Source organism: Serratia grimesii, assembly GCF_900186025.1.
Classification (GTDB): domain Bacteria; phylum Pseudomonadota; class Gammaproteobacteria; order Enterobacterales; family Enterobacteriaceae; genus Serratia; species Serratia grimesii.
In genome coordinates, this window is sequence record NZ_LT883155.1 from 4,460,741 (window position 1) to 4,484,623 (window position 23,883).

Genomic DNA, 23,883 nt, shown 5'->3' on the forward strand with positions numbered 1-23,883 from the left:
CGTGTGCAAAGACCAGGCCCCTGATAATCAGATTAGCAGGAGCCCAGGCGTTAACGGCATCTGACGCCGTTTAAAAGTTCATTCTTTGAAGCCGGTAGGAATATTATTTTCCGGCCGCATTGCGCTGGGCCACTTCCGCATCCAGCTCGGCAATTTTCGCCAGCATCAGCGCATGGCAATGGGCCGCCAGCTCACGCACATTTTCTTTACTGTAATGACTAATATCGACCGGTTCTAACATTTCGACGATCGCATGGCCATTATTCCAACGGTTAAGATTAATTTTACCGCTGGTGGTAGAAACACAAATCGGCACAATTGGCACCCCAGCGGCGATCGCTGCGTGGAACGCACCCGTTTTAAACGGCATCAACCCACGCCCGCGGCTACGGGTGCCCTCTGGAAACATCCAGATCGAAATATCTCGTTTTTTAAACTGTTCGGCTACCTGTGCAATGGTGCCATGTGCTTTGGCACGATTATCACGGTCAATCAACAAGTTACCCGTCAGCCAATACAGAGGACCGAAGAAGGGTACCCACAGCAGACTTTTTTTACCCACCGTCACGGTACGCGGTTGAACCACCTTGGCGGCGGTTACCATATCGTAGTTATTCTGATGGTTAGCGATGTAAATACAGTTGCCATTTTTAGCCGCACTGGCCGGCACGCGAATTTCCACTTTTAAGCCGAATAACCCGGACAGGCGACCAAACAAGTGACCAAATGTCGCCACATGGCGAGGATCACGTGGGCTGAATAGACAGTAAATAGAACCAAAAATGCACACCAAAATACAATAGAGAGTGGCGAGCACGGCACGCAAAATCAATAACATAACAACCTCATTAGCACACTGCCGACGCAGCCTGATGCGCTGCGCAGATCCCTTTACTCGTTCTTTGATTGCAGGCCCTGAAAAAATCGCCCGCATTTTTTTGCTATTTTCCCGCCAGCCGGCGATACGCACAATAATTTTATGCAGAGAAATGTTAACTATTTGAAAATAATTGCCGGTGGTAGGAAATCAAGCGGGCGCAGCATGCTGCGCCCGTTTTGTTATCCTGCTATAGCAGGACTTATTCTTCGCTGTCGCCCGCTGGGGCACGTGCTGGTGCATCAATCTCTACGCGATCGATTCGCTGCAACCCACGTGGCAGTGAGGTGCCTTTACGGCCGCGCTCCGCACGGAATTTCTGCAAATCTTCTGGGCGCAACGTCAGCTTACGTTTGCCCACATGCAGAGTCACCGAAGTTTGCGGTGGCAACACGAACAGCCACGTTAACTTATCTTCACCAGATGCGGCCTGCGCTGATGGGATAGAGACAATCTTGTTGCCCTTGCCTTTCGACAACTGCGGCAGATCTGCAACCGGGAACAATAACATGCGTCCCGCAGCGGTGATTGACAACAGCATGTCGTCGTCGCCGTGAATCTCCATCGGTGCCAGCGCCTTGGCGTTATCCGGCAGGGTTATCATCGCTTTACCGGCACGGTTACGCGCCACCAAATCGTTGAAGGTACAGACGAAGCCATAACCGGCATCGGACGCCATCAGCAGCTTCTGATCGTCTGCCGCCATCAGCACTTGCTCAATGGTCGCGCCCGGCGGTGGCGTCAGTTTACCGGTCAACGGTTCACCCTGACCACGTGCCGAAGGTAACGTCAGCGGATCAAGCGCGTAACTGCGTCCGGTGGAGTCGATAAACACGACCGGCTGGTTGGTCTTGCCACGGGCCGCACTGCGGTAGCTGTCGCCAGCCTTGTAGCTCAAACCAGTTGGATCGATATCATGGCCCTTGGCGCTACGCACCCAACCCATTTCAGACAGCACAATGGTCACAGGCTCAGACGGCACGAAGTCATGCTCGCTCATCGCCTTGGCTTCTGCACGCTCAGTAATCGGCGAGCGACGATCGTCGCCATAGGCCTGTGCATCTGCCTGGATCTCTTTCTTGATCAGGGTATTCAGCTTGCGCTCAGAGGCCAGCAATGCCTGCAGCTGATCGCGTTCTTTTGCTAACTCGTCCTGCTCACCACGGATCTTAAACTCTTCCAACTTCGCCAAATGGCGCAGTTTCAGTTCAAGAATGGCTTCCGCCTGAGTGTCAGTAATGCCAAAACGCTGCATCAGGACCGGCTTGGGTTCGTCCTCACTACGGATGATGTGGATCACTTCATCGATATTAAGGAACGCCACCAGCAAACCTTCCAGGATGTGCAGGCGTTTCAGCACTTTTTCCAGACGGTAGTTCAAGCGGCGGCGGACTGTATCACGGCGGAACGCCAGCCATTCGGTAAGGATTTCCACCAGCCCTTTAACTTGTGGGCGGTTGTCCAGACCGATCATATTCATGTTAATACGGTAGCTTCGCTCCAGATCGGTCGTGGCAAATAGGTGGTTCATCACCTGATCCAGATCGATACGGTTGGAGCGCGGCACAATCACCAGTCGCGTTGGGTTTTCATGATCGGATTCATCACGCAGATCTTCAACCATTGGCAGCTTTTTGGCGCGCATTTGGCTGGCGATCTGTTCCAATACCTTGGCACCGGACACCTGGTGTGGCAAGGCGGTGATCACCGCACTGCCGTCTTCTTTTTTCCAAACGGCGCGCATGCGTACTGAGCCGCGGCCATTTTGATAAATTTTGCGGATTTCGTCGCGTGGCGTAATGATCTCGGCTTCGGTTGGGAAGTCTGGCCCCTGTACGAACTCGAGCAACTCTTCAAGCGAAGCGCCTGGCTTGTCGATCAGCGCCACGGCGGCGGCGGCCACTTCACGCACGTTGTGCGGTGGGATATCTGTCGCCATACCAACAGCAATACCGGTGGTACCGTTCAGCAGAATGTTGGGCAGGCGAGCCGGTAACATCTTCGGCTCCTGCATGGTGCCGTCAAAGTTCGGTACCCAGTCAACGGTGCCTTGGCCCAATTCGGCCAACAACACTTCCGCATATTTGGACAGGCGGGATTCGGTATAACGCATCGCGGCGAAGGATTTCGGGTCATCCGGCGCACCCCAGTTCCCTTGGCCGTCTACCAACGGATAGCGATAAGAGAACGGCTGGGCCATCAACACCATCGCTTCGTAGCAGGCGCTGTCGCCATGCGGATGGTATTTACCCAGCACGTCACCCACAGTACGGGCGGATTTTTTGAATTTGGCGCTGTTATTCAGCCCCAGCTCAGACATGGCGTAGATGATGCGGCGTTGTACCGGCTTCAAACCGTCACCAATGTACGGCAACGCCCGATCCATGATGACGTACATGGAATAGTTCAGATAGGCGTTTTCAGTAAATGTGTGCAGCGGTAAACGCTCTACACCGTCATGAGTCAGATCACTCATTACTCAATTATCCTCAGACCGTGGCTTGGCAATCCCTGGACGACAAAGGGTTGATTCTGTCCGCGATAGTAACTCATCAGCAGGGTGGCTGTCACAGATGGCGCAGCAATCGTCCGGTAAAGCCAGCTCATCTGCGCGTTTTATTCGAAATCCAGTCATTTGGCGCGCATTTATTGACTCAGAGTCAACACTGTTGTGCGCTGGATCCCATTTTTACTTACACTGCTAACCATTAATCTCCTTGTCAGCGAAATGTCTCCCAGCCTTCAGATGCGGAAGACATCACATATTTTAACTCTGACAGGTGCCGTGAAAAATGAGCAATATCCTGATTATCAATGCTAAAAAACAGTTTGGTCATTCTAATGGTGAACTCAACCAGACCATGAGCGACGTCGCGGAAAGCTTTCTGCGCGACATGAAGCATGACGTACAGGTCACTGTGGTTGATGACGGTTACGACATCGAGGCCGAAGTACAAAAATACCTGTGGGCCGACGTGGTGATTTACCAGATGCCGGGTTGGTGGATGGGTGAGCCGTGGATCCTGAAAAAATATATCGATGAAGTGTTCACCGCCGGGCACGGTAGCCTGTACGCCAGCGACGGTCGCACCCGCTCCGATGCCGGTAAGAAATACGGCTCAGGTGGCCTGATCCAAGGCAAGAAATACATGCTGAGCCTGACCTGGAACGCTCCGCTGGAAGCCTTTACCGCTCCAGAGCAGTTCTTCCATGGCGTCGGCGTCGACGGTGTGTATCTGCACTTCCATAAGGCCAACCAGTTCCTGGGGATGGAAGCACTCCCAACCTTCATTTGTAATGATGTGATTAAACAACCAGATATCGACGGCGACATCGCACGTTATCGCGCGCATCTGACAGAAATTTTTGCTTAACTAGCATTATGCATGTCAATCAATGAGGTAGTGATGATCACCGTAATTGCAGAAATCAAAACCAAACCCGGCCACCGTGAAACCGTGCTGAAAGCGATTGAGAAACTGGTTCCATTAGTGCTGGCAGAAGACGGCTGTAGCGAATATACGCCGATGATCGACAGCCACACACAGGCGCCTTGGCAGAAATTGTCGCCGGATTCCGTGTTTATGCTGGAAAAGTGGGCCAGCCAGGCGCATCTGGAAAAACATCTGGATATCGCTCACATGCATCGTCATCGTGACACCATCAAAGACAGCGTGTTGGGCGTGACCATTCACGTGCTGGGTAACGCACTGTAATCCCCCTGAGGGGCCGCTCTGTGGCCCCTACAGCGTCTGCGTATCAATATGCGCGCTGACGTAGTCCAGAAAACAGGTAATACGCGCTGCCAATTGGGTATTGCGGTAATACACCGCATTAATCGGCTGACGTACGTCCAACGTCTCCGACGTCAGTAACGGCACCAGCCGCCCGTTACGTTGATCGTCACGCGTCATAAAATCAGCCAACTGCACGATCCCTTCACCACGCAACGCCAATTGGCGCAGCGTTTCACCGCTGGAGGCTGATATTGTCGGTGTGATGGCGAAATGCTGTGCCTGCTGATAGCGCAGCGGCCACAAATTAAGCGATTCCGGCTGCGTGAAACCAAGCAGGCAGTGGTCGTGTAACGCCTCTACACTGTCAGGCGTGCCGTAACGTGCGAGGTAGTCTGGACTGGCGAGAATGCGTAAGCGGCTGGCGCCCAACAGACGTGCATGAATGGTCGAATCCCTTAGGGCACCAATACGAATGGCAATATCGGTACGTTTCTCCAGCAGATCGATAATCAGATTGTCGGTATTCAGTTCCAGCTCAATCTGCGGATAACTTTGACGGAATCCTGCGACCAACGGCACGATCACGTGCTCCATAAATGGCGCGGCGGCATTGACCCGCAACTTCCCAGCCGGGATCAGCCTTCGTAGCGCCATTTGCTCTTCGGCATTCTCCACCGAGCGAATAATATCGCGCGCATGACTGAGAAAGTTTTGCCCTTCTTCCGTCAGTTCTAAACGACGCGTGGTGCGACGCATAAGGGTTGTTTCGAGTTTTTTTTCCAGCCGACTGAGCGCACGGCTGATGCCAGAGGTGGTCTGGCCGAGCTGTTCGGCGGCAGCGGTGATGGAGCCGCTGTCAACCACCGTGGTAAACGCCAATAATTCTTCAAGGGTGATTTTCATGCATTCCGCCCAGAGTGGTCAGGCGCCATACGCAACGGCCCTACGGGAAGAAGGCCCGGCAAGAGTGCCGGGCCTAACGAGGATGCGTCCCACAAGAGGCCGTGATGCCATCGCATTCCCAAAAGCCCGTAATCAGGTGATGGGAGCAGGACACAACCTCATAGGTCAGACAGAAAGCTCTGCCATATCGCCTTTGTCTTGCAGCCAGTTACGACGGTCTTCCGAACGCTTCTTGGCCAACAGCATGTCCATCATCGCCAGCGTCTGATCCACGTCATCCGCATCCACCGTCAATTGCACCAGGCGGCGGGTATTAGGATCGAGCGTAGTTTCACGCAGCTGCAATGGGTTCATCTCACCCAGCCCTTTAAAGCGCTGAACGTTCGGCTTGCCCTTTTTGCGTTTCAACTGGTCCAACACGCCAGCCTTTTCTTCTTCATCCAACGCGTAGAAAACCTCTTTACCGAGGTCGATACGGTACAACGGCGGCATTGCCACATACACGTGACCGCCCCTCACCAGTGAACTGAAGTGGCGCACGAACAACGCACACAGCAACGTAGCAATATGTAAACCGTCGGAGTCCGCATCCGCCAGAATACAGATCTTGCCGTAACGCAGTTGGCTAAGGTCTTCACTGTCTGGGTCAATGCCGATCGCCACGGAAATGTCGTGCACTTCCTGCGAGGCCAACACTTCGTCCGAAGACACTTCCCAGGTGTTCAGGATTTTGCCTTTCAGCGGCATAATCGCCTGATACTCGCGATCGCGTGCTTGTTTGGCTGAACCGCCCGCTGAGTCCCCTTCTACCAGGAACAATTCGGTCATGTTCAAATCTTGAGAAGTACAGTCGGCCAATTTACCCGGCAGTGCCGGACCGCTGGTCAGCTTCTTACGGACCACTTTCTTGGCGGCACGCAGACGGCGTTGAGCGCTGGAAATGGCCAGTTCAGCCAACTGTTCCGCTGCCTGTACGTTCTGATTCAGCCATAGACTGAAGGCGTCTTTCACCACGCCGGAAACGAATGCCGCACACTGACGTGAAGACAAGCGTTCTTTGGTCTGCCCGGCGAACTGCGGATCCTGCATCTTCACCGACAGCACATACGCACAACGGTCCCAGATATCTTCAGCAGACAGTTTTACGCCGCGCGGCAAGATATTACGGAATTCACAGAACTCGCGCATAGCGTCAAGCAACCCCTGACGCAAACCGTTAACGTGGGTACCGCCCTGCATGGTCGGGATCAGGTTCACGTAGCTTTCGGTTAGCAGCTCACCGCCTTCCGGCAGCCACAGCAGCGCCCAGTCTACCGCTTCTGTATCGCCAGAGAAGTTACCGACGAAGGCCGCTTCCGGCAAAGTGATCAGACCGTTAACGGCTTCCATCAGGTAATCGGTCAAACCGTCCTGATAGCACCAGCGTTGCTCGGTATTGTTCACCTTGTCGATGAAGTAAATTTCTACTCCGGGGCACAACACCGCTTTGGCTTTCAACAGGTGAGTAAGGCGCGATACTGAGAAACGCGGGCTGTCGAAGAACTGTTCGTCAGGCCAGAAATGGATACTGGTACCGGTATTGCGTTTGCCGCAACTCCCGGTCACCGCCAATTCCTGCACTTTATCGCCATTTTCAAAGGCAATGCTGTAGACGTTGCCGTCGCGCTTGACGTTGACTTCTACCCGTTTCGACAGGGCGTTAACTACCGAAATCCCCACGCCGTGTAGGCCGCCGGAGAACTGATAGTTTTTATTAGAAAATTTACCACCCGCATGCAGACGGCACATGATCAACTCAACCGCAGGTACGCCTTCTTCAGGGTGGATATCCACCGGCATACCGCGGCCATCGTCGATCACTTCCAGTGACTGATCGGCGTGCAGAATCACATCGATGCGCTTGGCGTGACCGGCCAGGGCTTCATCGACGCTGTTATCGATCACCTCTTGGCCGAGGTGATTGGGGCGCGTCGTGTCGGTGTACATGCCGGGACGACGGCGCACTGGTTCTAGACCGCTGAGTACTTCAATGGCATCAGCGTTATAGCTGGATTGAGTCATCGTTGATTATTTTTTCGTGGTTAAAGGAAGGTGCCGGAAGCGTCTGCTCGATTCCCTTCGTCGTTCAAGCCGCAGCCGGGTTATAGCCCTAAAAAATCCACAATCTGGGGGAAGTAGTGCTCGAAACCGACGAAGGCATGGTTTCCACCCGACTCCACCGTCTGTCGGCACGCGGTGTAATAGGCGACCGCTTGCCCATAATCGAGAATTTCATCGCCCGTTTGTTGCAGTAACCAGATTAAATCCGGTGACTCCAAAGGATCGATCTGCATCGTTTTCAGATCGTAAACGTGACGTGACTCTAACACATATTGCTGGCCGGTGTAGGGGTTCTCGTTTTTGCCAAGGTAGTCAATCAACAGCTCAAACGGCTTCACGGCAGGGTTAACCACTACCGCTGGCAGTGAAAAACACTGTGAAAGCCAGGTCGCGTAGTATCCACCCAGTGAAGAACCGACCACACCTATCGTCTGCCCGGCACGCTCCATCACCATGTTCTCGATCATCTCCGCGGCGTCCGCCGGGAAAACCGGCAACTGCGGTACCAACACCTCAATATGCGGATGATGCTCGGCCAGCCACGCCTTAAAAGACGTCGCTTTAGCCGAGTGCGGCGAACTGTTAAAACCGTGCAGGTAGAGCAATGTAGAAGGCATCAATATCCATCCGAATCCATGTCGGGGCGGAAATCGTCGTTTTCCAGCCTGAAAACCTGCGTCTCGATGCGGCCATCCGGCAGCAAGTCGAGGTAACGCCAGCCGGGGGAAACGTCGTCGATAGTAAAGTTGGTACAATGCGGTTTGAATTGCACGCACGTGGACGGTGATGCCAGTAAACGGCGCCCCTGCCACTCCAGATCCAGCTCCTGGTGAATATGACCACACAGCAACGTGTTCACTTTCGGGTAACGCAGCAGTATGGCCCCCAACATATGTGGGTTGCGCAAACTGTGTTGATCAAGCCAGGTGCAACCAGAAGGCAGCGGATGATGGTGCAATAGCATCAAAGTATAGCGATCTGGATAAGCCTGCAGACAGCGCTCCATCCATTCGAGCTGGTATTCGCTCAGTTCACCGTGCGGCACACCGAATACCTGGCTGTCCAGCAACAACACTTGCCAGTGATCACCCACCAGCACGTGTTTTGACGGGGCAATGCCCGCGGCGGCCAACGCATCGACCATCGCTGGCTGAAAATCATGGTTGCCCGGTAGCCAAACGCAAGGCGCCGGCAATCGTGCAATACCTTCAGCAAAATGCTGGTAGGCAGCCAATGAATGATCCTGCGCCAAGTCACCGGTGGCGACGACCAGATCAAAATCACGCTGTTGCGCCTTGATAGCGTCCAATACCGCATGATAGCTACGATAGGTATTGATGCCGAGCAACGTCTCATTTTCGCCGGCAAAAAGGTGGGTATCTGTTATTTGTAGAATCCTGACCCTGGCCCCACTTGCCACGGTCAGTTTAAACAGGCTTTCCAAATGGTGTCCTTTGTTATCTCAGTCTGTCTAACAAACCGGAACCGCCATCGCTCCATGCGCCAAACAGTAGCGCAACCAATCAGCAAGAAACTGGTTAATTTGATGCTTTTCGTCGCGTTGATGCAACTTTTTGTTGGGATAATCATAACGCGCTTTAAAGCGATAGATCTGCTGACTTGAACACACTTCCGCAACCATCGCATCATGATAGAGCCTTACGGTCATCGCAGGCAGGCTCCAATAGCTTACCGCCGGTGCGGTCTGCTCAATCTGCACCAGCGAGGTGTAGCGCGTGGATTCAACAATAGTCAGACGATAACTGGCGCCGTTCACCTGATAAGTCACCGTTTCACCCACTTCATCATTGCGCGGCAGCAAGCGGCGCAATTGCGCGAAGTTGGTTTCACACAATCTCATCATTTCGGGGAAATCAGGGGTGTAGCGCTGTTTCATTAGTTGGCCCACTCTTTTCTTAACGATTCATGGTGCAACGCCAGCCACTGCAAAGCAATCACTGATGCCGCGTTATCAATCGCGCCCTCTTCAACCCAGCGGTAAGCCTGTTCACGGCTGACCACATGGACACGGATATCTTCATGTTCCTCTTCCAGTCCATGGATACCTTCCGCTGTGGTAGCGTCCACTTCCCCCACCATGATCGACAGGCGTTCGCTGGTGCCCCCCGGGCTTGCCAGGTAGCTCAATACAGGCTTACAACGCCCGACTACAACGCCAGCCTCTTCCTGCGCTTCGCGGCGGCAGACGTCTTCGACACTCTCACCGGTTTCGATCATACCCGCCACCATTTCCAGTAGCCAGGGGGAGCTACTGGTATCGACCGCAGCGATCCGCAGTTGTTCAATCAGCACCACTTCGTCGCGTACCGGGTCGTAGGGTAACAACACCGCAGCATGCCCACGCTCGAAAATTTCGCGTTTAATCTCAGGACTCATTTCACCGTTGAACAAGCGGTGACGAAAGCGATATAAATTGAGTGAAAAAAAACCACGATAAAGCGTCTCACGTGCAATAATTTCTACATCATTTTTATCGAGAGTAACGGGCGATGGCTGTGAGTGGCTCATAAGCGAATTCTCCTGCGTGAGTATGCCGATAAAATAAACAGTTTTGATGACAGAAACGGCGGGATAATCTTCCGCAGCTTTATGTTAGATTGTGAGCCATGATATCAGGTGTGACGTACGCAGCCAGTTGAACTAAGGTAAACAGGCGGCCTGAAAGGTAAAAGTTACGCGAGATGGCACATTCAGCCACCTGAGGCGTACAACAGACTCTGCTAGAATCGGCAACTATTTCGTCTATCGTCAGCGCTAACATAGCAATATTGCTGCACAACAAGGAATGCAAATGAAGAAACTGCTCCCCCTTCTTATCGGACTGAGCCTGGGCGGCTTCAGTGCAATGAGCCAGGCAGAGAACCTGCTGCAGGTCTACAAACAGGCCAGGGAAAGTAACCCGGATCTGCGCAAAACCGCCGCTGACCGTGACGCCGCATTCGAAAAGATCAACGAAGCGCGCAGCCCACTGCTGCCACAGTTAGGTTTGAGTGCCGGTTACAATTACAATAATGGCTATCGTGACAGCAATGGCGTCAACAGCAATGTGACCAGCGCGTCACTGGGCTTGACCCAAACTATCTTCGATATGTCCAAATGGCGCGCGCTGACGCTGCAGGAAAAAACCGCCGGTATTTCCGACGTGACTTTTCAAACCGCCGCGCAAACGCTGATCCTCAATACCGCTACCGCCTACTTTAACGTGCTGAGCGCCATTGATACGCTGTCCTATACCCAGGCGAATAAACAAGCGGTTTACCGCACCCTGGATCAGACCACTCAACGTTTTAACGTGGGTCTGGTAGCGATCACCGACGTGCAGAACGCCCGAGCGTCTTACGACACCGTGCTGGCGGCAGAAGTGACTGCCCGTAACAACCTGGATAACGCACTGGAATCCCTGCGTCAGGTCACCGGTACCTTCTATCCAGAGCTGGCATCACTGAACACTGCGTCCTTTAACACCAAGCGTCCGGAAGCAGTGAACAACCTGCTGAAAGAAGCCGAAAGCCGCAACCTGAGCCTGCTTTCCGCCCGTCTGAGCCAGGATCTGGCACGTGAGCAGATCCGTTCGGCGCAAACAGGCTATATGCCAACGGTTAACCTGAACGCTTCAACCGGTATCACCAATACCCGATACAACGGTTCAGCAACCACAGATACCCTCGGTTCCACCCGCTACAGCAACTCTGACGCGGGTCAAAACCAAGTTGGCGTATCACTGAGCTTGCCACTGTACAGCGGTGGCCAGACCAACTCGCAGGTACAACAGGCGCAGTACAACTTCGTCGGTGCCAGTGAACAACTGGAAAGCGCGCACCGCAGCGTCGTGCAAACAGTCCGTTCTTCGTTTAATAACGTGAACGCGTCTATCAGCAGCATCAACGCATACCAACAAGCCGTTGTCTCTGCGCAAAGCTCATTGGATGCAACCGAAGCTGGTTATCAGGTGGGCACCCGTACCATCGTTGACGTGCTGGACGCGACCAGTACGCTGTATAACGCTAAGCAGCAGCTCTCCAGCGCACGTTATACCTACCTGATCAACCAATTGAACATCAAGTCCGCACTCGGTACCTTGAACGAGAACGATCTGATGACACTGAACGGTGCTTTAGGTAAGCCGGTTTCGACCTCGCAAGACGTGGTTGCGCCACAGACCACCGCACAGGACGCTTACGCTGAAGGCTATAACGGCAACGCACCTGCGCCGCAAACCGCAGCACCGGTTGCTGCCACCCGCGCATCTGCGCCAGCAGCAAGCACCCCAACCCAGCCAGTACGCAAGAGCGGTAACCCATTCCGCAACTGATTTGCGCACTACGCTGAAAACGGAGTACGGCATTCGCCGCACTCCGTTTTTTTTTGCTTTGTCACTGCTTCTGCCTGCCGCCTCACAACCTGCCCCCCATCCGGTGGTGGTATCATCATGCGATGGCTTTATACCCAAGATAGACGGGATCCGATGGATAATACTTCACGTTGGCAACGCCTGATAGACGGTGAACTCACAGCGGCACAACGCCCTGCCACCGCCATTTACGCGTCCTGGCTGCGCTGCCGCAGCCTGATGCAGCCGGCGGTATGGAAAGCGCCGCACCGCGCGCTCGGTGCCACGTTCAACTCCATCTGTCAGCGCAAGAACGATCTGTTAACGCTCGGACAGGCGGCGCTGGAAGATGCTTGTGAATACATGGAACAGCGCCGCTGTTTGTTGATGATCCTCGACGAAAGTGGCTGCATGCTGTGGTTGTGCGGTGATGCCATGACACGTGAGCGCTTGCAGCAACTGGGTTTTACCCCAGGAGCCTACTGGGCCGAGGGCGACATCGGCACCAATGCGCCGTCCCTGGCGGCAGCCGAGGGGCACCCGGTGCAAGTACGCGGCAGCGAACATGTGCGTGCGGCGCTGCACGACTGGTCATTCTGTGCCACGCCGGTCTATGACAACAGTGGCCGTCAACGCGGCTCGATTGCATTAGGCTGCCTGCTTGCCGACTGTGCCGCCGGCGATCTTTCTCTGACGCTGGCGCTGGCGCGCGAGATCGGCAATTCACTCAACGCCGACAACCTGCTGGCAGAATCCAACCGCCACCTGAACCAGCTTTACGGCCTGCTCGATGGGGTTGATGACGGTGTTATGGCCTGGGATCATCGTGGCTATCTGCAATATATCAATCAGCGTGCCGCAACGCTGCTGAAGCTCGACGAACAGCACAGCCAGGGCAAACCACTGACACAGCTGCTCACGCTGCCCGCCCTACTCAATCGAGCCATCGCCCAGCGTCAGCCACTGCAACATGTTGAAGTAACCTTCGAAAGCCAGCGGCAGTTTATCGCCGCGCTATTAACCCTAAAACCGATCTTCGACGGCGAGCGCTGTAGCTTTATCGCCCTATTGCACCCGATTGAGCGCTTGCACCAGTATGTCAGCAGCCAATTGGGGCGTGTCAGTCACAGTTTTGAACAAATGCCGTCCGCCTCATTGGAGATGCGTCGGTTGATTCGTTATGGCCAACAAGCGGCGAAAGGCCAGCATCCCATACTGCTGTGCGGCGAGGAAGGTGTTGGCAAGGAGTTGCTCAGTCAGGCCATTCACAATGCCAGCGAACGCGCCGCCGGGCCCTATATCGCCCTCAACTGCCAGTTAATGCCAGAAGCGCAAGGGCTTCGCGAGCTGTTGGGTAGCGATGCCAACGAAGAAGAAGCGGGCCAGCTTAGTAAGTTTGAACTTGCCAATGGCGGCACGCTGTACCTCGAGCAGATAGAGTATCTGCCGGCAGAAATGCAGTCGGCACTGCTGCAGGTGTTGAAGACTGGCGTGGTGATGCGGCTCAACTCTAACCGAGTAATTCCGGTTGATGTACGGGTGATCGCCAGCAGTGCGGCCAATCTCCCGTTGCTGGTGCAGCAGAACCGCTTTCGCCGCCAACTGTTTTACAGTCTACAGGCGTTTGAGATCCAGATCCCCGCGCTGCGCCAACGCCTGAGCGACATTCCGCTACTGGTAAAGCACCATCTGCGCACGCTGGAACAGCACTTCCAGTGTCGCTTCCGGGTAGATGATGAAGTCATGGCCCAGCTTGGCCTGTATTTATGGCCCGGAAACGATCTGGAGTTGAAAGGCATCGTAGAACGCACGGCGATGATGTGCCACGGCCACCACCTTCAATTAGCGGACTTACCTGAGCACCTGCTCAGCCACCAACCCTTGTTAGAAAGTGAACCACAGCCGGGCATGCCGCTGTTAACGCTGGCTGAAATGGAACGCCAGGCTATTATCCGCGCGGCTAAAATCAGCCGTGGGCAATTGAACGAGATGGCGCAGCTGCTGGGCATCGGTCGCACTACACTGTGGCGGAAAATCAAACAGTATCAGATTGATATCCGCCAATTTAAGCTTCGCGCCTGAAGGTAGCCCTCAGTGACTGAGTTGCAGCACACCGCGTGCTGCATCCAGCATCGCTTTCTGGCCGTTACGGGTTTTGCTCATGCAGTCGTTCATGCCAACCACCATCGGCATGCCCATTGCTTTCGCCAGAATGGCGCTGTGCGACAGCGCATTGCCGCCACTAAGGCAGATGCCAAGCACTAAACGACGATCAAGCATTACCACGTCAGATGGCATCAGTTCATCCATGACCAAAATTGCCGGAGCAGTGAGTGTAATTGGCGGTAATGGCTGCTGTTGCAGATGACTCAGGGTACGGCGCAGCATATCGCGGACATCCAGCTCACGTGCCCGCATATAGTCGTCGTCAAGCGCACGGTATTCCTCGGCTATTGCGTCCATTTCCTGCTGCCAGGCCTGCTCGGCACTGCATTGCTGACGGGCAATACGGCTATAGGCCGCCTGCTGCAAATCCGGATCGTCCAGCAGCATGCTATGCGCACCAAAAATCGCTGCCTGCGGTTTACCAATCAATGAGCCGGTACGTTCCGCCAACCGATTCAGATCGCTCAATGTATGCTGTAGCGCCTGTCGTAACCGCTGTTGTTCATTGAGCACGTCGTCGGCGCCAATCTGGCGTTCAACCACCGTCGGCCAGAAACTGTACGCCTGCCACACCGGGCCGCTTGTCACACTTTCCGCCACCGGAATGCCGTGTAACGAAGGTAGGCTCTGCTCAGAAACCGTTTCGCCAAAGTGCTGTTCTGCCAACGCGCTAAACGCCGCCAGTGCCTGTTCGGCCTGCGCCCCGTCAGCAATCAGCTGGATGGTGTCACCATGGCGTACCTGTAATAGCGCCAGTTGGTTAAGACTACGCGGGTTGGCGTACTGACCTTGCTTTTCCAACACCAGTTCAGCATCAAAGGGTGCCAGCACTTCCGCCAATCGTGCCGCTGGACGCGCATGCAACCCATGCGGGTTTTGCACCGTCCAACTCACACGTTTTCCCTGTATCAACGGTACTTCAACCTCTGTGGTGACCGAAGCAGCGGCCTCTCCTAACTGCGCCTGCTTGGCCTGCAATGCCCCCTGCGCCTCGGCCAGCACCTGTTCCAATCCCGCACCGGCATTAGCGGCTACCACAGCCGCCAATGTTCCTTCAACCAGCGGCGCCGAACACAACCTGACTTTAGCGGCCAAGGCCGGATCCAACAAATCAATCGCAGTTTCAGCGCTCAGTAATGCGCTGCCCAAATCCATCAGCACCACAATGCCCGCACCGTCGGCCACTGACTCGATCGCTTCCATCACTTTGACAGCGTCAGTACCTATCGGGTTATCCGCATCATCGACACCCGCTGCCAACACCAGTTTGCAGCCATCGCCGTGCATCATCTGCAACGACAGCTCTTCAACTCCGCGCGCCAACTGCGCACTGTGTGAAACTACAACGATATTGATCATCTCGCCTCCTGCTATTGACCCGCGACCTCTGCCAGCGTTTTCATCATCAACATCACCGAGGTCGCCCCCGGATCCTGATGACCGATACTGCGCTCACCCAGGTAGCTTGCCCGCCCTTTCCGCGCCTGCATTGTGATAGTACTTTCGACCGCCTGTTCTGCCCGCGCGCTGGCACGCTGTAGGGCTTCCGCCACGCTCAATTGCTGTTGAGCTGACTGGCCGAGGCTTTCCACGACTGCCCACCAGGCGTCACACATGGTTTTATCACCCGGCTCTGCCTTGCCACGCATCACCACACCATCAACGCCTTCCTGTACCATTTGATGCAGCTCCGCCAAATCCAGACTCTGTTTAGCGTTTGCCGCCTGCGCCGCCCGAATGAAGAATGTGCCAAACAGTGGGCCACTGGCGCCGCCCACGCTGGACAACAACGTCATGCCGGTATTTTTCAGGATAAAACCAATGTCTTTGTCTGCCACCGATGGCAGTTTTTCCACGACTTTATTGAAGCCACGGTTCATGTTTAAACCATGGTCGGCATCGCCGATCTCGGTATCCAATCGGGTTAAAAAATCACGCTGCTGAGTAAACACCTCGCCGCAGCGCATGAGCCAATCGACTACCTGTTGTTTGGTTAACGCCATGATTCCTCCTCAGCAACCCCAACGCAACGCAGGTGTTTTCACCGGCGCATCCCACAAGGACAACAACTCGTCATCCACCTTCAGCAGCGTGATGGAGACCCCTTGCATATCCAGCGACGTACAGTAGGAACCCACCAGGCTGCGCTCAACGATCATTCCCGCTTCCGCGCACCGCTCGGCCAAGCGGTGATAAACGCCGTACAATTCAGACAGCGGTGTCGCGCCCAGGTTATTGACCAGTGCGATCACCCGATCGCCACGTTTCAGCGGTTGTTTGGACTGTACTTCATCGCGCCATTCGCCCTGCTGGCGATCCCAAACGCGAATCGTACGCTGGTAGTGGCCGTGATCGATCAGCGTATGGAACATGTCGTCCACCGCCGCATTGAGTGTGGTGAACGGGCGTCGCGCAATGCCCGGCTCGCCATGAATACCAACGCCAAACTCCATCTCGTTTTCCGCCAGCACAAACGACGGCTTACCCGCTGCCGGGACGGTGCAGGCACCCAGCGCAATACCGATCGAATGTCCGTGATTATTGATGCTGTGGCCCAACGTTACGATGGTATCCAAATCGTCACCGCGTGCCGCAGCAGCACCGAGCAATTTCTCCATCAAAACGGTATTCGCTACCCCGCGCCGCCCTGCCGTGAACAGGCTGTCTTTAACCGCGACATCATCGTCTACCAGCACCGTCGCCACCTGGGTACCGCTGTCATGCAGCAGTTCGGCGGCGGTTTCAAAGTTCAGCACGTCGCCGGTGTAGTTTTTAATCAGCAACAACACCCCGGCACCGCCGTCGATCGCCTGACCACATTCGTACATTTTATCCGGCGTTGGTGAAGTGAAAATTTCACCTGGGCAAGCCCCATCGAGCATGCCCTCGCCGACAAAACCACAGTGCATTGGCTCATGACCACTGCCACCACCGGACAGGATCGCCACCTTACCTGCAACCGGTGCGTCAGCACGGGTGACAAACACCGGCTCCTGATGCACCAACAACTCAGGATGTGCCTCTGCCAATCCCAGCAGTTGCTCTTCCAGTACCGACTCAACGTTATTGATCAGTTTTTTCACGGTTATTTCCTCATGTCAGCAACGAGGCGCAGCCTGCTGCGCCCCTGCGCGATTAGCGTGAGTGTTGTTGCAGCCAGGCGCTGCCCAGCCGATCTGCTGTCAAGATTGCCGCCTGCACGCTGGCCGGTGTGACCTTGAACGGCATATTGTGGATGGTTTCGCCTTCAGCGCAGCTCGCTTCGGCAACTGCCATGATTTTCTCTGCCGGATCGCCGCTAACCCCCATCTGCGCCAGCGTGATTGGCAAGCCCAGGCGTTGGCAGAAATCCAACACCGTTTCGATCTGCGTCATACTGCTGTTTTGCAGCACTAACTGCGACAGCGTACCAAATGCGACTTTTTCGCCGTGATACAGGTGGTGGCACTCTTCCAGCACGGTGAAACCATTGTGGATGGCATGCGCGGCTGCCAACCCGCTGCTTTCAAAACCGATGCCACTCAAATACGTATTGGCTTCAATAATGCGCTCGACCGCCTCGGTCACCACGCCGGCCTCGACTGCCAGTTTGGCCTTAACGCCCTCCGCCAACAGCGTCTCGTAGCACAGCCGTGCCAGGCTGAGCGCCGCTAGTGTTGACTTGCCGCCCGCCATGCTGGTTGCCTGAGCATCGAAACAAGCCTGTGCCTCAAAATAGGTCGAAAGCGCATCCCCCATTCCCGCCACCAGCAGTCGCACCGGCGCCTTGGCAATAATCGCACTGTCCATCACCACCATGTCAGGGTTGCGCGGGTAGATCAGGTATTCGGCAAATTCCCCCTGTTCGGTGTAAATCACTGACAGCGCACTGGTTGGAGCATCGGTAGATGCAATCGTCGGGATCAACACCACCGGGAGGTGTTGGTAATGCGCGATGGCCTTGGCGGTATCCAGCGTTTTACCGCCACCAACGCCAATCACGCCACGGCAGCCATGAGCCTTCAGCTCTTCGCCTAACCGGTCGATTTCCTTATGGCAGCATTCGCCGTTGAACACACAGGCGTGATGTTTTACCCCGTGGTGTTGCAAGCTGCCCATCAGGGTATCGCCCGCCAGCTTCATCACGAAGTCGTCGGCAATCACAAAATAATGGTCGGCAAGGGCTTTAGCGTATTCGCCCACGGCGGCCAATGCGTTGGCACCCTGGATGTACTTGCCTGGAGACTGGATGATTCTCAACATAACCGGATCCTTTTTGGGAAATTGGCGATGGTAACGTTCAGATATCAGGTGATGGTGCGCCGGGCCTTGTGCCGCCGCGTTGTTATGGACTGACTATAGAGCCTGTCAGACGCTTTGCGATCTCTCGTCTTTTTTGTTCCAAAGTGGAACGTTACTTTACCCATGACGTTTCATAATGGAACTCTGACGCGGCTTTTTTAGCCAGTAAAGCGAACTGGCGCACAGCCTAACGTATAGCTGCGTAAAGAGTGGATTCTGTGGGCGTTTCAGCTTTAATTTTGACCATCTTTCCCCTATTCTTACGGCCACTACTGGGAAAGGGCGAAAACAGCCCGACTGATGGGATTAATAACGATGAAACGGACAAAAAACATCAACCAAGAGACGTTCCGCAAATCTTGGCGCAACTACCGTGTTGCGCCCGTAGCCTTGGCGATCAGCGCAGTCTTTATGCTGGCCGGCTGCGAGAAGAGCGATGAAACGGTCTCGATGTATCAGAATGCCGACGACTGTTCGCGCACCAACCCTTCCATGAGCGAGCAGTGCACCACCGCCTATAACAACGCCCTGAAAGAAGCCGCAAAAACTGCGCCGAAATACGCCACCCGTGAAGACTGTGTTGCCGAGTTCGGTGAAGCTCAGTGTACTCAGGCACCGGCTCCGGCACAGGCCGGCATGGCCGCCGAATCACAGAGCAGCGGCAGCTTCTGGATGCCACTGATGGCAGGTTACATGATGGGTCGTATGATGGGCGGTTCCGGCTTTGCTCAGCAGCCGCTGTTCACCTCCAAAAACGCCGCCAGCCCAGCCAACGGTAAGTTTGTTGACGCGACCGGTAAGAGCTACGGCCCTGCCACCGCTGGCGGCCGCACCATGACAGTACCGAAAACCGCAATGGCGCCAAAACCGGCAGTGACCAATACCGTCACCCGTGGTGGCTTTGGTGAGTCCGTAGCCAAGCAAAGCAGCATGCAACGCAGCAGCGCGACCTCTAACTCCAGCTCTCGCAGTATGGGCGGCTAATACATGAAACGCGTTGCGATTACCGAGCGCCCGGACTGGCGCGAAAAAGCCACCGAATTCGGCTTCCGCTTCCACACCATGTACGGCGAACCGTACTGGTGTGAGGATGCCTATTATCAATTTACGCTGGCGCAGATTGAAGAAATTGAAAGCGCCACTGCTGAATTGCACCAGATGTGCCTGCAGGTCGTAGAAAAAGTGATCAACAGTGATGTGTTGATGGCCAAGTTCTGCATCCCGAAACACACCTGGGATTTCGTGCGTAGTTCATGGCGTACCAACCAGCCTTCACTGTATTCCCGTCTTGATCTGGCCTACGACGGTGTTAACCCGCCCAAACTGCTGGAGAACAACGCCGATACACCTACCTCGCTGTACGAAGCGGCCTTTTTCCAATGGCTGTGGCTGGAAGATCAGATCAACGCCGGCAACCTCAGCCCAGAGTCCGATCAATACAACAGTCTGCAGGAAAAACTGATCGAGCGTTTCGCCGATCTGAAAGCACACCACGGTTTTGGCCTGCTCCATCTGGCTTGTTGTCAGGACAGCGAGGAAGACCGCGGTACCGTGCAATACCTGCAAGACTGTGCGCTGGAAGCTGGAGTCCCGACCGAATTCCTGTTTATGGAAGACATTGGTCTGGGTGAAAAAGGCCAGTTTACTGACTTGCAAGACCAGGTCATCGGTAATCTGTTCAAGCTTTACCCGTGGGAATTCATGTTACGCGAGATCTTTTCCACCAAGCTTGAAGATGCTGGCGTGCGCTGGCTGGAACCTGCGTGGAAAAGCATTATCTCCAACAAGGCACTGCTGCCGATGTTGTGGGAAATGTTCCCGGATCACCCGAACCTGCTGCCGGCATACTTTGCACAAGACGAGCACCCACAGCTCGATCACTACGTGACCAAGCCACTGTTCTCACGCGAAGGCGCCAATATCCAGATCGTGCAAAACGGTCAGGAAGTTGCACGCGTTGACGGCCCTTACGGTGAAGAAGGCATGATCGTGCAGCAGTTCCACCCGCTACCACAGTTCGAAGGCAGCTATACGCTGATCGGCAGCTGGCTGGTTGACGATCAACCCTGCGGTATCGGTCTGCGTGAAGACCGCGAACTGATCACCCAGGATCTATCCCGTTTCTACCCGCACATTATTCTCGGTTAACGATCAAATTCATTAGTAACAGGCGCGACAATATCGCGCCTTTTTTATGTCTTCCGTCTGGTGATTAATCGATTAACCTTTTATACTCGATATGTCTGTTCTCCTCGGGCGGAGCAACCAGATATGAAGAAACTGACGTCCATTATTCCACCGCAGGTCAACCTGGCGAACGGATGTTTTACCGCGCCTGATATCCAGTACAAATCCACTACCCTGGGCAGTTTGGCTGGGATCTTCGCCGATCCCGTCGCATGGAGCGCTATGCCTGCGGAGTTTGCTGTATATCAGGTAGAAATGTTGCCCTCCATCCAGCAAGAAGGCGAACTGTTTGTTGGTACCACTCACCTGCAACCTGGCCGCGTGGGTAACGAATTCTTTATGACCCGCGGGCATTTCCATCAGCGCCCCGAACAAGCGGAATTCTATTTTGGCCTGCGCGGTCAGGGTTTGTTGTTGCTGCAGCACCAGGACGGTGCGTGCACGCTGGAGCAGGTTTCGCTCGGCAGCGTTCATCATATTCCTTCCTTCACCGCTCACCGCCTGATCAACATCGGTGATGAGATGCTCTCTGCATTGGCCGTCTGGCCAACAGTCGCTGGCCACAACTACGATGCGCTACAACCACAAGGATTCAAATTACGCATATTTGCCGACGGCGCCGGTTGGAAAGCGGAGGCACAATATGAGTGACTCGATGCTTAAATTTGGCCTGGATGTCTACATTAACGACCATCCGATGGGGTTTTGCTATGGCGATGAGGTAATTGGCCCCTTGCCGGAGATTCGGACATTGGAGCAAATCCGTCGCTCGCTACGTGACCCGGACTGCTGCGGGCCAGAACAAGTCTATGCCATCGCCATGGACGTCGCCAAACAGCAGCATTTGGCTGAATTGAAGAAACGCATGTTGCTGTTCGGTATTGTGACCTATGCCAAAGGTCAGTTAGGTCAGGAACCCGTTCGCAGTCAAGGGCATGTGCACCGTATCAGCACGCACAGTGGCTGGTCACCGCCGGAGCTGTATGAGATCTGGCAAGGGAAGGCAATCATTTATATGCAAGAACGCGTAGAGCATGAGCCAGGGCGCTGTTTTGCCGTCCATGCCGGCCCTGGTGAAAAGGTGCTGGTACCACCGGGATGGGCGCACGCCACAATTTCAGCCGACCCCAGTCAACCATTGACCTTCGCTGCCTGGTGCGATCGTGAATATGGCTTTGAATATGATGCGGTTCGTGAATACAAAGGGCTGGCGTGGTATCCGTTGTTACAGGGCAATAATATTATCTGGCAGCAGAACCCGCGCTATCAATCCGGCAGGCTCCATGCCATCGGACCACGCCAATATCACGAATTCGGTCTGAGCGACGACCCTTTGTACCTACAGTTTGAAACCGATCCAGCGCGTTTCCAGTTCATTTCCAAACCGGGCAGCGTAGCGGAAAAATGGCAACGATTTGAGCCGTAAAGACCACTGTCTCGCTCAATAACAGGAAATTTCATACCCTATGAATTTCGAGTTGCAGCTAGGCGCCCAGCTCACTCATCCCCAGGCGCTTACTTAAGTAAGTAACTGGGGGGACAAATCTGCCGGGAGCAGATTTGAACGCTGCTAGCAGCGGCCCCAAAGGGGTGTGGCCCATGGACGGGCCACATAACTGAGTGCAGGTACAACGCTGCAACTTGAAAGGCGACGGGTATTATGAGAACAGGCCGCAGGCCACCCCTGCCGCTGCCAACACTAATAACCCAAGCATCGCTTTCACCGGAGAAAGCCCTCGTTTAGCCATCAGATACCAGGTCACCAGCACTACTATCAGCGGCATCAGGTTAGGGAAAATGCCGTCCAGCATTTGCTGCAGATGAATATTCACCCCGTCTTTGGTAACAAACTCCAGACCAGTCCCCAGTTTGACGTAGCTCGCCGCTACACCGCCCATGACGAACACTCCCAGTAGGGAAAGTGCTTCTCGCAGCCGTGAGGACTTGCTACTGACCAGCATCTCCACCGAGCCGGAGCCCATATGGTAGCCTTTCATAAACAGCCAGTAGGAACCAGGAATGACGATCAGGCTGAACGCAATGATGTAAAACAGTGGGCCAATCACACTGCCACCGGCCGCCAGCGCCATACCTATACTCAATAAAATCGGGATCAGCATGCCCGGCACCATTGAGTCGCCAATACCGGCCACCGGCCCCATCAGCCCCACTTTGAGCGTGTTGATGGTTTCCCCGTCGATCGGCTCGCCGTTGGCGCGCTTTTCTTCCAGTCCAATCACCATGCCGTTAACAATCGCACCCAGCTGTGGCTCGGTATTGTAAAACGAGGTATGGCGGCGAATGGCTTCAATACGCTGCTGTTTATCCTGATACAGTTTTTTCAGCGCCGGCATCATGCTCAGACAAAAACCGTAAGATTCCAGGCGTTCGAAGCTCATCGATGACAGGTTGTACATCATCCAACTGCGCCAGCAACGGCGCAGATCCTGCTTATTCAATTTTGGTGTTGGCATATCCATCAGAATTCATCCTCATCATCAGCCTGAGGCGTGGCCTGTGCGGCGACCACCTGCGGCTCTGGCTTATAGTTGTAGTGAATCAGTGCCAGCAGCGCGCCGACAATCACCAGCGCCACCATATTCAGTTTGAGGAAAACAATGCAAATGAACCCCACCAGGAAGTAAATCAGCATGCTGTAGCTTTTAATGATCTGTTTGAGAAGTATGGCGATGCCAACTGCAGGCAGAATACCACCCACTACGTTCATGGTGGTCAACACCAGCGCCGGCAAGCTGTCCATAAAGGCGTTGATATAACGCGCTCCAAAAAAGACAGCGATAAACGTTGGCACAAAACGCAGCAAGAAGTTAGTGACCTGCGGCCAGATGGCACTATTGAGGTAAATCCCCCGTTCATCACCACGCTCTACAGCCAGATCTGCACGGTGATTCCAGTAAGAATTGAGTACCATCATGGCGTTGAACAACACCGTACCCATGATGCCAATCGTCGCCGCCAGCGCGACTGCCACCTCGGTTCCTTTACCAGAAAGAATGCCCAGCGCAATTGCCGGGAACGCCACAAAGTTGAGATCGGCCGGCATCGAACCACCCGGCGTTACCATGGCGATATATACCGCCTGTACCGCAACACCGATGATAATGCCGGTCTGTACATCGCCGAGAATAGCCCCCACCAGCATGCCGGAAACTAACGGGCGGCTGAGAATATACCAGCCTCCGGTCAACCCCAGCAGCCAAGGGCTGCTCAGCGCGCCGAGATAGCAAAGTATCCCGATAAGCGTCGCTTCAAACCACATA

At 54.6% G+C, this 23,883-nt stretch carries 22 protein-coding genes; 8 read left to right on the forward strand and 14 right to left on the reverse strand.

All coding sequences use genetic code 11. The features are described from left to right. Nucleotides 1-103: 103 nt before the first annotated feature. Both SGBXF1_RS20820 and parC read right to left on the reverse strand, forming a co-directional pair. Nucleotides 104-838: a 1-acylglycerol-3-phosphate O-acyltransferase gene (locus tag SGBXF1_RS20820; protein WP_037416577.1), complete on the reverse strand. Its 735-nt coding sequence runs from the start codon at nucleotides 836-838 to the stop codon at nucleotides 104-106. 241 nt (nucleotides 839-1,079) lie between these two features. Then, a complete protein-coding gene (gene parC, locus SGBXF1_RS20825; protein ID WP_186427488.1) occupies nucleotides 1,080-3,353 on the reverse strand; it encodes a DNA topoisomerase IV subunit A in 2,274 nt (757 codons plus the stop codon). Nucleotides 3,354-3,669: 316 nt separating this feature from the next. On the opposite strand from parC, the gene SGBXF1_RS20830 reads away from it, so the two are divergent. After that, nucleotides 3,670-4,251, forward strand: coding sequence for an NAD(P)H-dependent oxidoreductase (locus tag SGBXF1_RS20830; RefSeq protein WP_186427489.1), 582 nt, complete (start codon nucleotides 3,670-3,672; stop codon nucleotides 4,249-4,251). Between the two features lie 33 nt (nucleotides 4,252-4,284). Beyond that, the gene (locus SGBXF1_RS20835; protein ID WP_020828683.1) at nucleotides 4,285-4,593 is read left to right on the forward strand and encodes a putative quinol monooxygenase; all 309 of its coding nucleotides are present in this window, start codon (nucleotides 4,285-4,287) and stop codon (nucleotides 4,591-4,593) included. A 27-nt stretch (nucleotides 4,594-4,620) separates the two neighbouring features. On the opposite strand, the gene SGBXF1_RS20840 is transcribed toward SGBXF1_RS20835, so the two are convergent. The 6 genes from SGBXF1_RS20840 to nudF form a co-directional block, all read right to left on the reverse strand. Continuing rightward, complete coding sequence (locus tag SGBXF1_RS20840; protein WP_037416568.1) at nucleotides 4,621-5,517, reverse strand: LysR substrate-binding domain-containing protein; 897 nt, start codon at nucleotides 5,515-5,517, stop codon at nucleotides 4,621-4,623. Between the two features lie 165 nt (nucleotides 5,518-5,682). Next, complete coding sequence (parE, locus tag SGBXF1_RS20845) at nucleotides 5,683-7,578, reverse strand: DNA topoisomerase IV subunit B (RefSeq protein WP_037416565.1); 1,896 nt, start codon at nucleotides 7,576-7,578, stop codon at nucleotides 5,683-5,685. Between the two features lie 80 nt (nucleotides 7,579-7,658). Continuing rightward, on the reverse strand, nucleotides 7,659-8,234 hold the full coding sequence (yqiA, locus tag SGBXF1_RS20850; RefSeq protein WP_037416562.1) for an esterase YqiA: 576 nt from the start codon (nucleotides 8,232-8,234) through the stop codon (nucleotides 7,659-7,661). Then, entirely contained in the window at nucleotides 8,234-9,061 is an 828-nt protein-coding gene (gene cpdA, locus SGBXF1_RS20855; protein ID WP_037416560.1) for a 3',5'-cyclic-AMP phosphodiesterase, read from the reverse strand. The genes yqiA and cpdA overlap by 1 nt, the downstream gene beginning before the upstream one ends. Before the next feature lie 27 nt (nucleotides 9,062-9,088). Beyond that, entirely contained in the window at nucleotides 9,089-9,514 is a 426-nt protein-coding gene (locus SGBXF1_RS20860) for a DUF1249 family protein (protein WP_004948286.1), read from the reverse strand. After that, nucleotides 9,514-10,146, reverse strand: a complete 633-nt coding sequence (gene nudF / locus SGBXF1_RS20865; RefSeq protein ID WP_037416554.1) for an ADP-ribose diphosphatase — start codon at nucleotides 10,144-10,146, stop codon at nucleotides 9,514-9,516. Before nudF ends, SGBXF1_RS20860 begins: the two co-directional genes overlap by 1 nt. Before the next feature lie 283 nt (nucleotides 10,147-10,429). On the opposite strand from nudF, the gene tolC reads away from it, so the two are divergent. Together tolC and dhaR are read left to right on the forward strand one after the other, a co-directional pair. After that, complete coding sequence (tolC, locus tag SGBXF1_RS20870; RefSeq protein WP_037416552.1) at nucleotides 10,430-11,950, forward strand: outer membrane channel protein TolC; 1,521 nt, start codon at nucleotides 10,430-10,432, stop codon at nucleotides 11,948-11,950. Nucleotides 11,951-12,103: 153 nt separating this feature from the next. Next, nucleotides 12,104-14,050 carry a dihydroxyacetone kinase operon transcriptional regulator DhaR gene (gene dhaR / locus SGBXF1_RS20875; protein ID WP_186427490.1) on the forward strand — a complete coding sequence of 649 codons (1,947 nt, stop codon included), beginning with the start codon at nucleotides 12,104-12,106 and terminating at the stop codon, nucleotides 14,048-14,050. A 9-nt stretch (nucleotides 14,051-14,059) separates the two neighbouring features. On the opposite strand, the gene dhaM is transcribed toward dhaR, so the two are convergent. From dhaM to SGBXF1_RS20895, 4 genes are read right to left on the reverse strand one after another with little or no spacing between them, the layout of a single operon-like run. Next, complete coding sequence (gene dhaM / locus SGBXF1_RS20880; protein ID WP_037416546.1) at nucleotides 14,060-15,493, reverse strand: dihydroxyacetone kinase phosphoryl donor subunit DhaM; 1,434 nt, start codon at nucleotides 15,491-15,493, stop codon at nucleotides 14,060-14,062. 11 nt (nucleotides 15,494-15,504) lie between these two features. Beyond that, nucleotides 15,505-16,137 carry a dihydroxyacetone kinase subunit DhaL gene (gene dhaL, locus SGBXF1_RS20885; protein ID WP_037416542.1) on the reverse strand — a complete coding sequence of 211 codons (633 nt, stop codon included), beginning with the start codon at nucleotides 16,135-16,137 and terminating at the stop codon, nucleotides 15,505-15,507. A gap of 9 nt (nucleotides 16,138-16,146) precedes the next feature. Beyond that, nucleotides 16,147-17,217 (reverse strand): dihydroxyacetone kinase subunit DhaK, encoded by a 1,071-nt coding sequence (dhaK, locus tag SGBXF1_RS20890; RefSeq protein WP_186427491.1) that lies wholly within the window; start codon nucleotides 17,215-17,217, stop codon nucleotides 16,147-16,149. Nucleotides 17,218-17,269: 52 nt separating this feature from the next. Further along, nucleotides 17,270-18,376, reverse strand: a complete 1,107-nt coding sequence (locus tag SGBXF1_RS20895) for a glycerol dehydrogenase (protein ID WP_186427492.1) — start codon at nucleotides 18,374-18,376, stop codon at nucleotides 17,270-17,272. 354 nt (nucleotides 18,377-18,730) lie between these two features. On the opposite strand from SGBXF1_RS20895, the gene SGBXF1_RS20900 reads away from it, so the two are divergent. The 4 genes from SGBXF1_RS20900 (at nucleotide 18,731) to SGBXF1_RS20915 (ending at nucleotide 22,028) form a co-directional block, all read left to right on the forward strand. After that, nucleotides 18,731-19,399 carry a DUF1190 family protein gene (locus SGBXF1_RS20900; RefSeq protein ID WP_037416536.1) on the forward strand — a complete coding sequence of 223 codons (669 nt, stop codon included), beginning with the start codon at nucleotides 18,731-18,733 and terminating at the stop codon, nucleotides 19,397-19,399. Nucleotides 19,400-19,402: 3 nt separating this feature from the next. After that, nucleotides 19,403-20,563 carry a glutathionylspermidine synthase family protein gene (locus SGBXF1_RS20905; RefSeq protein ID WP_186427493.1) on the forward strand — a complete coding sequence of 387 codons (1,161 nt, stop codon included), beginning with the start codon at nucleotides 19,403-19,405 and terminating at the stop codon, nucleotides 20,561-20,563. 123 nt (nucleotides 20,564-20,686) lie between these two features. After that, nucleotides 20,687-21,253: a glucose-6-phosphate isomerase family protein gene (locus SGBXF1_RS20910; protein WP_037416531.1), complete on the forward strand. Its 567-nt coding sequence runs from the start codon at nucleotides 20,687-20,689 to the stop codon at nucleotides 21,251-21,253. Beyond that, nucleotides 21,246-22,028, forward strand: coding sequence for a glucose-6-phosphate isomerase family protein (locus SGBXF1_RS20915; RefSeq protein WP_186427494.1), 783 nt, complete (start codon nucleotides 21,246-21,248; stop codon nucleotides 22,026-22,028). The genes SGBXF1_RS20910 and SGBXF1_RS20915 overlap by 8 nt, the downstream gene beginning before the upstream one ends. A 232-nt stretch (nucleotides 22,029-22,260) precedes the next feature. On the opposite strand, the gene SGBXF1_RS20920 is transcribed toward SGBXF1_RS20915, so the two are convergent. Together SGBXF1_RS20920 and SGBXF1_RS20925 are read right to left on the reverse strand one after the other, a co-directional pair. Continuing rightward, entirely contained in the window at nucleotides 22,261-23,082 is an 822-nt protein-coding gene (locus SGBXF1_RS20920) for a PTS system mannose/fructose/sorbose family transporter subunit IID (protein WP_186427495.1), read from the reverse strand. Then, the gene (locus SGBXF1_RS20925; protein ID WP_037416524.1) at nucleotides 23,082-23,882 is read right to left on the reverse strand and encodes a PTS mannose/fructose/sorbose/N-acetylgalactosamine transporter subunit IIC; all 801 of its coding nucleotides are present in this window, start codon (nucleotides 23,880-23,882) and stop codon (nucleotides 23,082-23,084) included. The genes SGBXF1_RS20920 and SGBXF1_RS20925 overlap by 1 nt, the downstream gene beginning before the upstream one ends. Between the last annotated feature and the right edge of the window lies 1 nt (nucleotide 23,883).

Coding starts and splice junctions, on each gene's coding strand:
- SGBXF1_RS20820 (WP_037416577.1), bottom strand. CDS start 838: ATGTTATTGATTTTGCGTGCCGTGCTCGCCACTCTCTATTGTATTTTG.
- parC (WP_186427488.1), bottom strand. CDS start 3,353: ATGAGTGATCTGACTCATGACGGTGTAGAGCGTTTACCGCTGCACACA.
- SGBXF1_RS20830 (WP_186427489.1), top strand. CDS start 3,670: ATGAGCAATATCCTGATTATCAATGCTAAAAAACAGTTTGGTCATTCT.
- SGBXF1_RS20835 (WP_020828683.1), top strand. CDS start 4,285: ATGATCACCGTAATTGCAGAAATCAAAACCAAACCCGGCCACCGTGAA.
- SGBXF1_RS20840 (WP_037416568.1), bottom strand. CDS start 5,517: ATGAAAATCACCCTTGAAGAATTATTGGCGTTTACCACGGTGGTTGAC.
- parE (WP_037416565.1), bottom strand. CDS start 7,578: ATGACTCAATCCAGCTATAACGCTGATGCCATTGAAGTACTCAGCGGT.
- yqiA (WP_037416562.1), bottom strand. CDS start 8,234: ATGCCTTCTACATTGCTCTACCTGCACGGTTTTAACAGTTCGCCGCAC.
- SGBXF1_RS20860 (WP_004948286.1), bottom strand. CDS start 9,514: ATGAAACAGCGCTACACCCCTGATTTCCCCGAAATGATGAGATTGTGT.
- nudF (WP_037416554.1), bottom strand. CDS start 10,146: ATGAGCCACTCACAGCCATCGCCCGTTACTCTCGATAAAAATGATGTA.
- tolC (WP_037416552.1), top strand. CDS start 10,430: ATGAAGAAACTGCTCCCCCTTCTTATCGGACTGAGCCTGGGCGGCTTC.
- dhaR (WP_186427490.1), top strand. CDS start 12,104: ATGGATAATACTTCACGTTGGCAACGCCTGATAGACGGTGAACTCACA.
- dhaM (WP_037416546.1), bottom strand. CDS start 15,493: ATGATCAATATCGTTGTAGTTTCACACAGTGCGCAGTTGGCGCGCGGA.
- dhaL (WP_037416542.1), bottom strand. CDS start 16,137: ATGGCGTTAACCAAACAACAGGTAGTCGATTGGCTCATGCGCTGCGGC.
- SGBXF1_RS20895 (WP_186427492.1), bottom strand. CDS start 18,376: ATGTTGAGAATCATCCAGTCTCCAGGCAAGTACATCCAGGGTGCCAAC.
- SGBXF1_RS20900 (WP_037416536.1), top strand. CDS start 18,731: ATGAAACGGACAAAAAACATCAACCAAGAGACGTTCCGCAAATCTTGG.
- SGBXF1_RS20905 (WP_186427493.1), top strand. CDS start 19,403: ATGAAACGCGTTGCGATTACCGAGCGCCCGGACTGGCGCGAAAAAGCC.
- SGBXF1_RS20910 (WP_037416531.1), top strand. CDS start 20,687: ATGAAGAAACTGACGTCCATTATTCCACCGCAGGTCAACCTGGCGAAC.
- SGBXF1_RS20915 (WP_186427494.1), top strand. CDS start 21,246: ATGAGTGACTCGATGCTTAAATTTGGCCTGGATGTCTACATTAACGAC.
- SGBXF1_RS20920 (WP_186427495.1), bottom strand. CDS start 23,082: ATGGATATGCCAACACCAAAATTGAATAAGCAGGATCTGCGCCGTTGC.
- SGBXF1_RS20925 (WP_037416524.1), bottom strand. CDS start 23,882: ATGTGGTTTGAAGCGACGCTTATCGGGATACTTTGCTATCTCGGCGCG.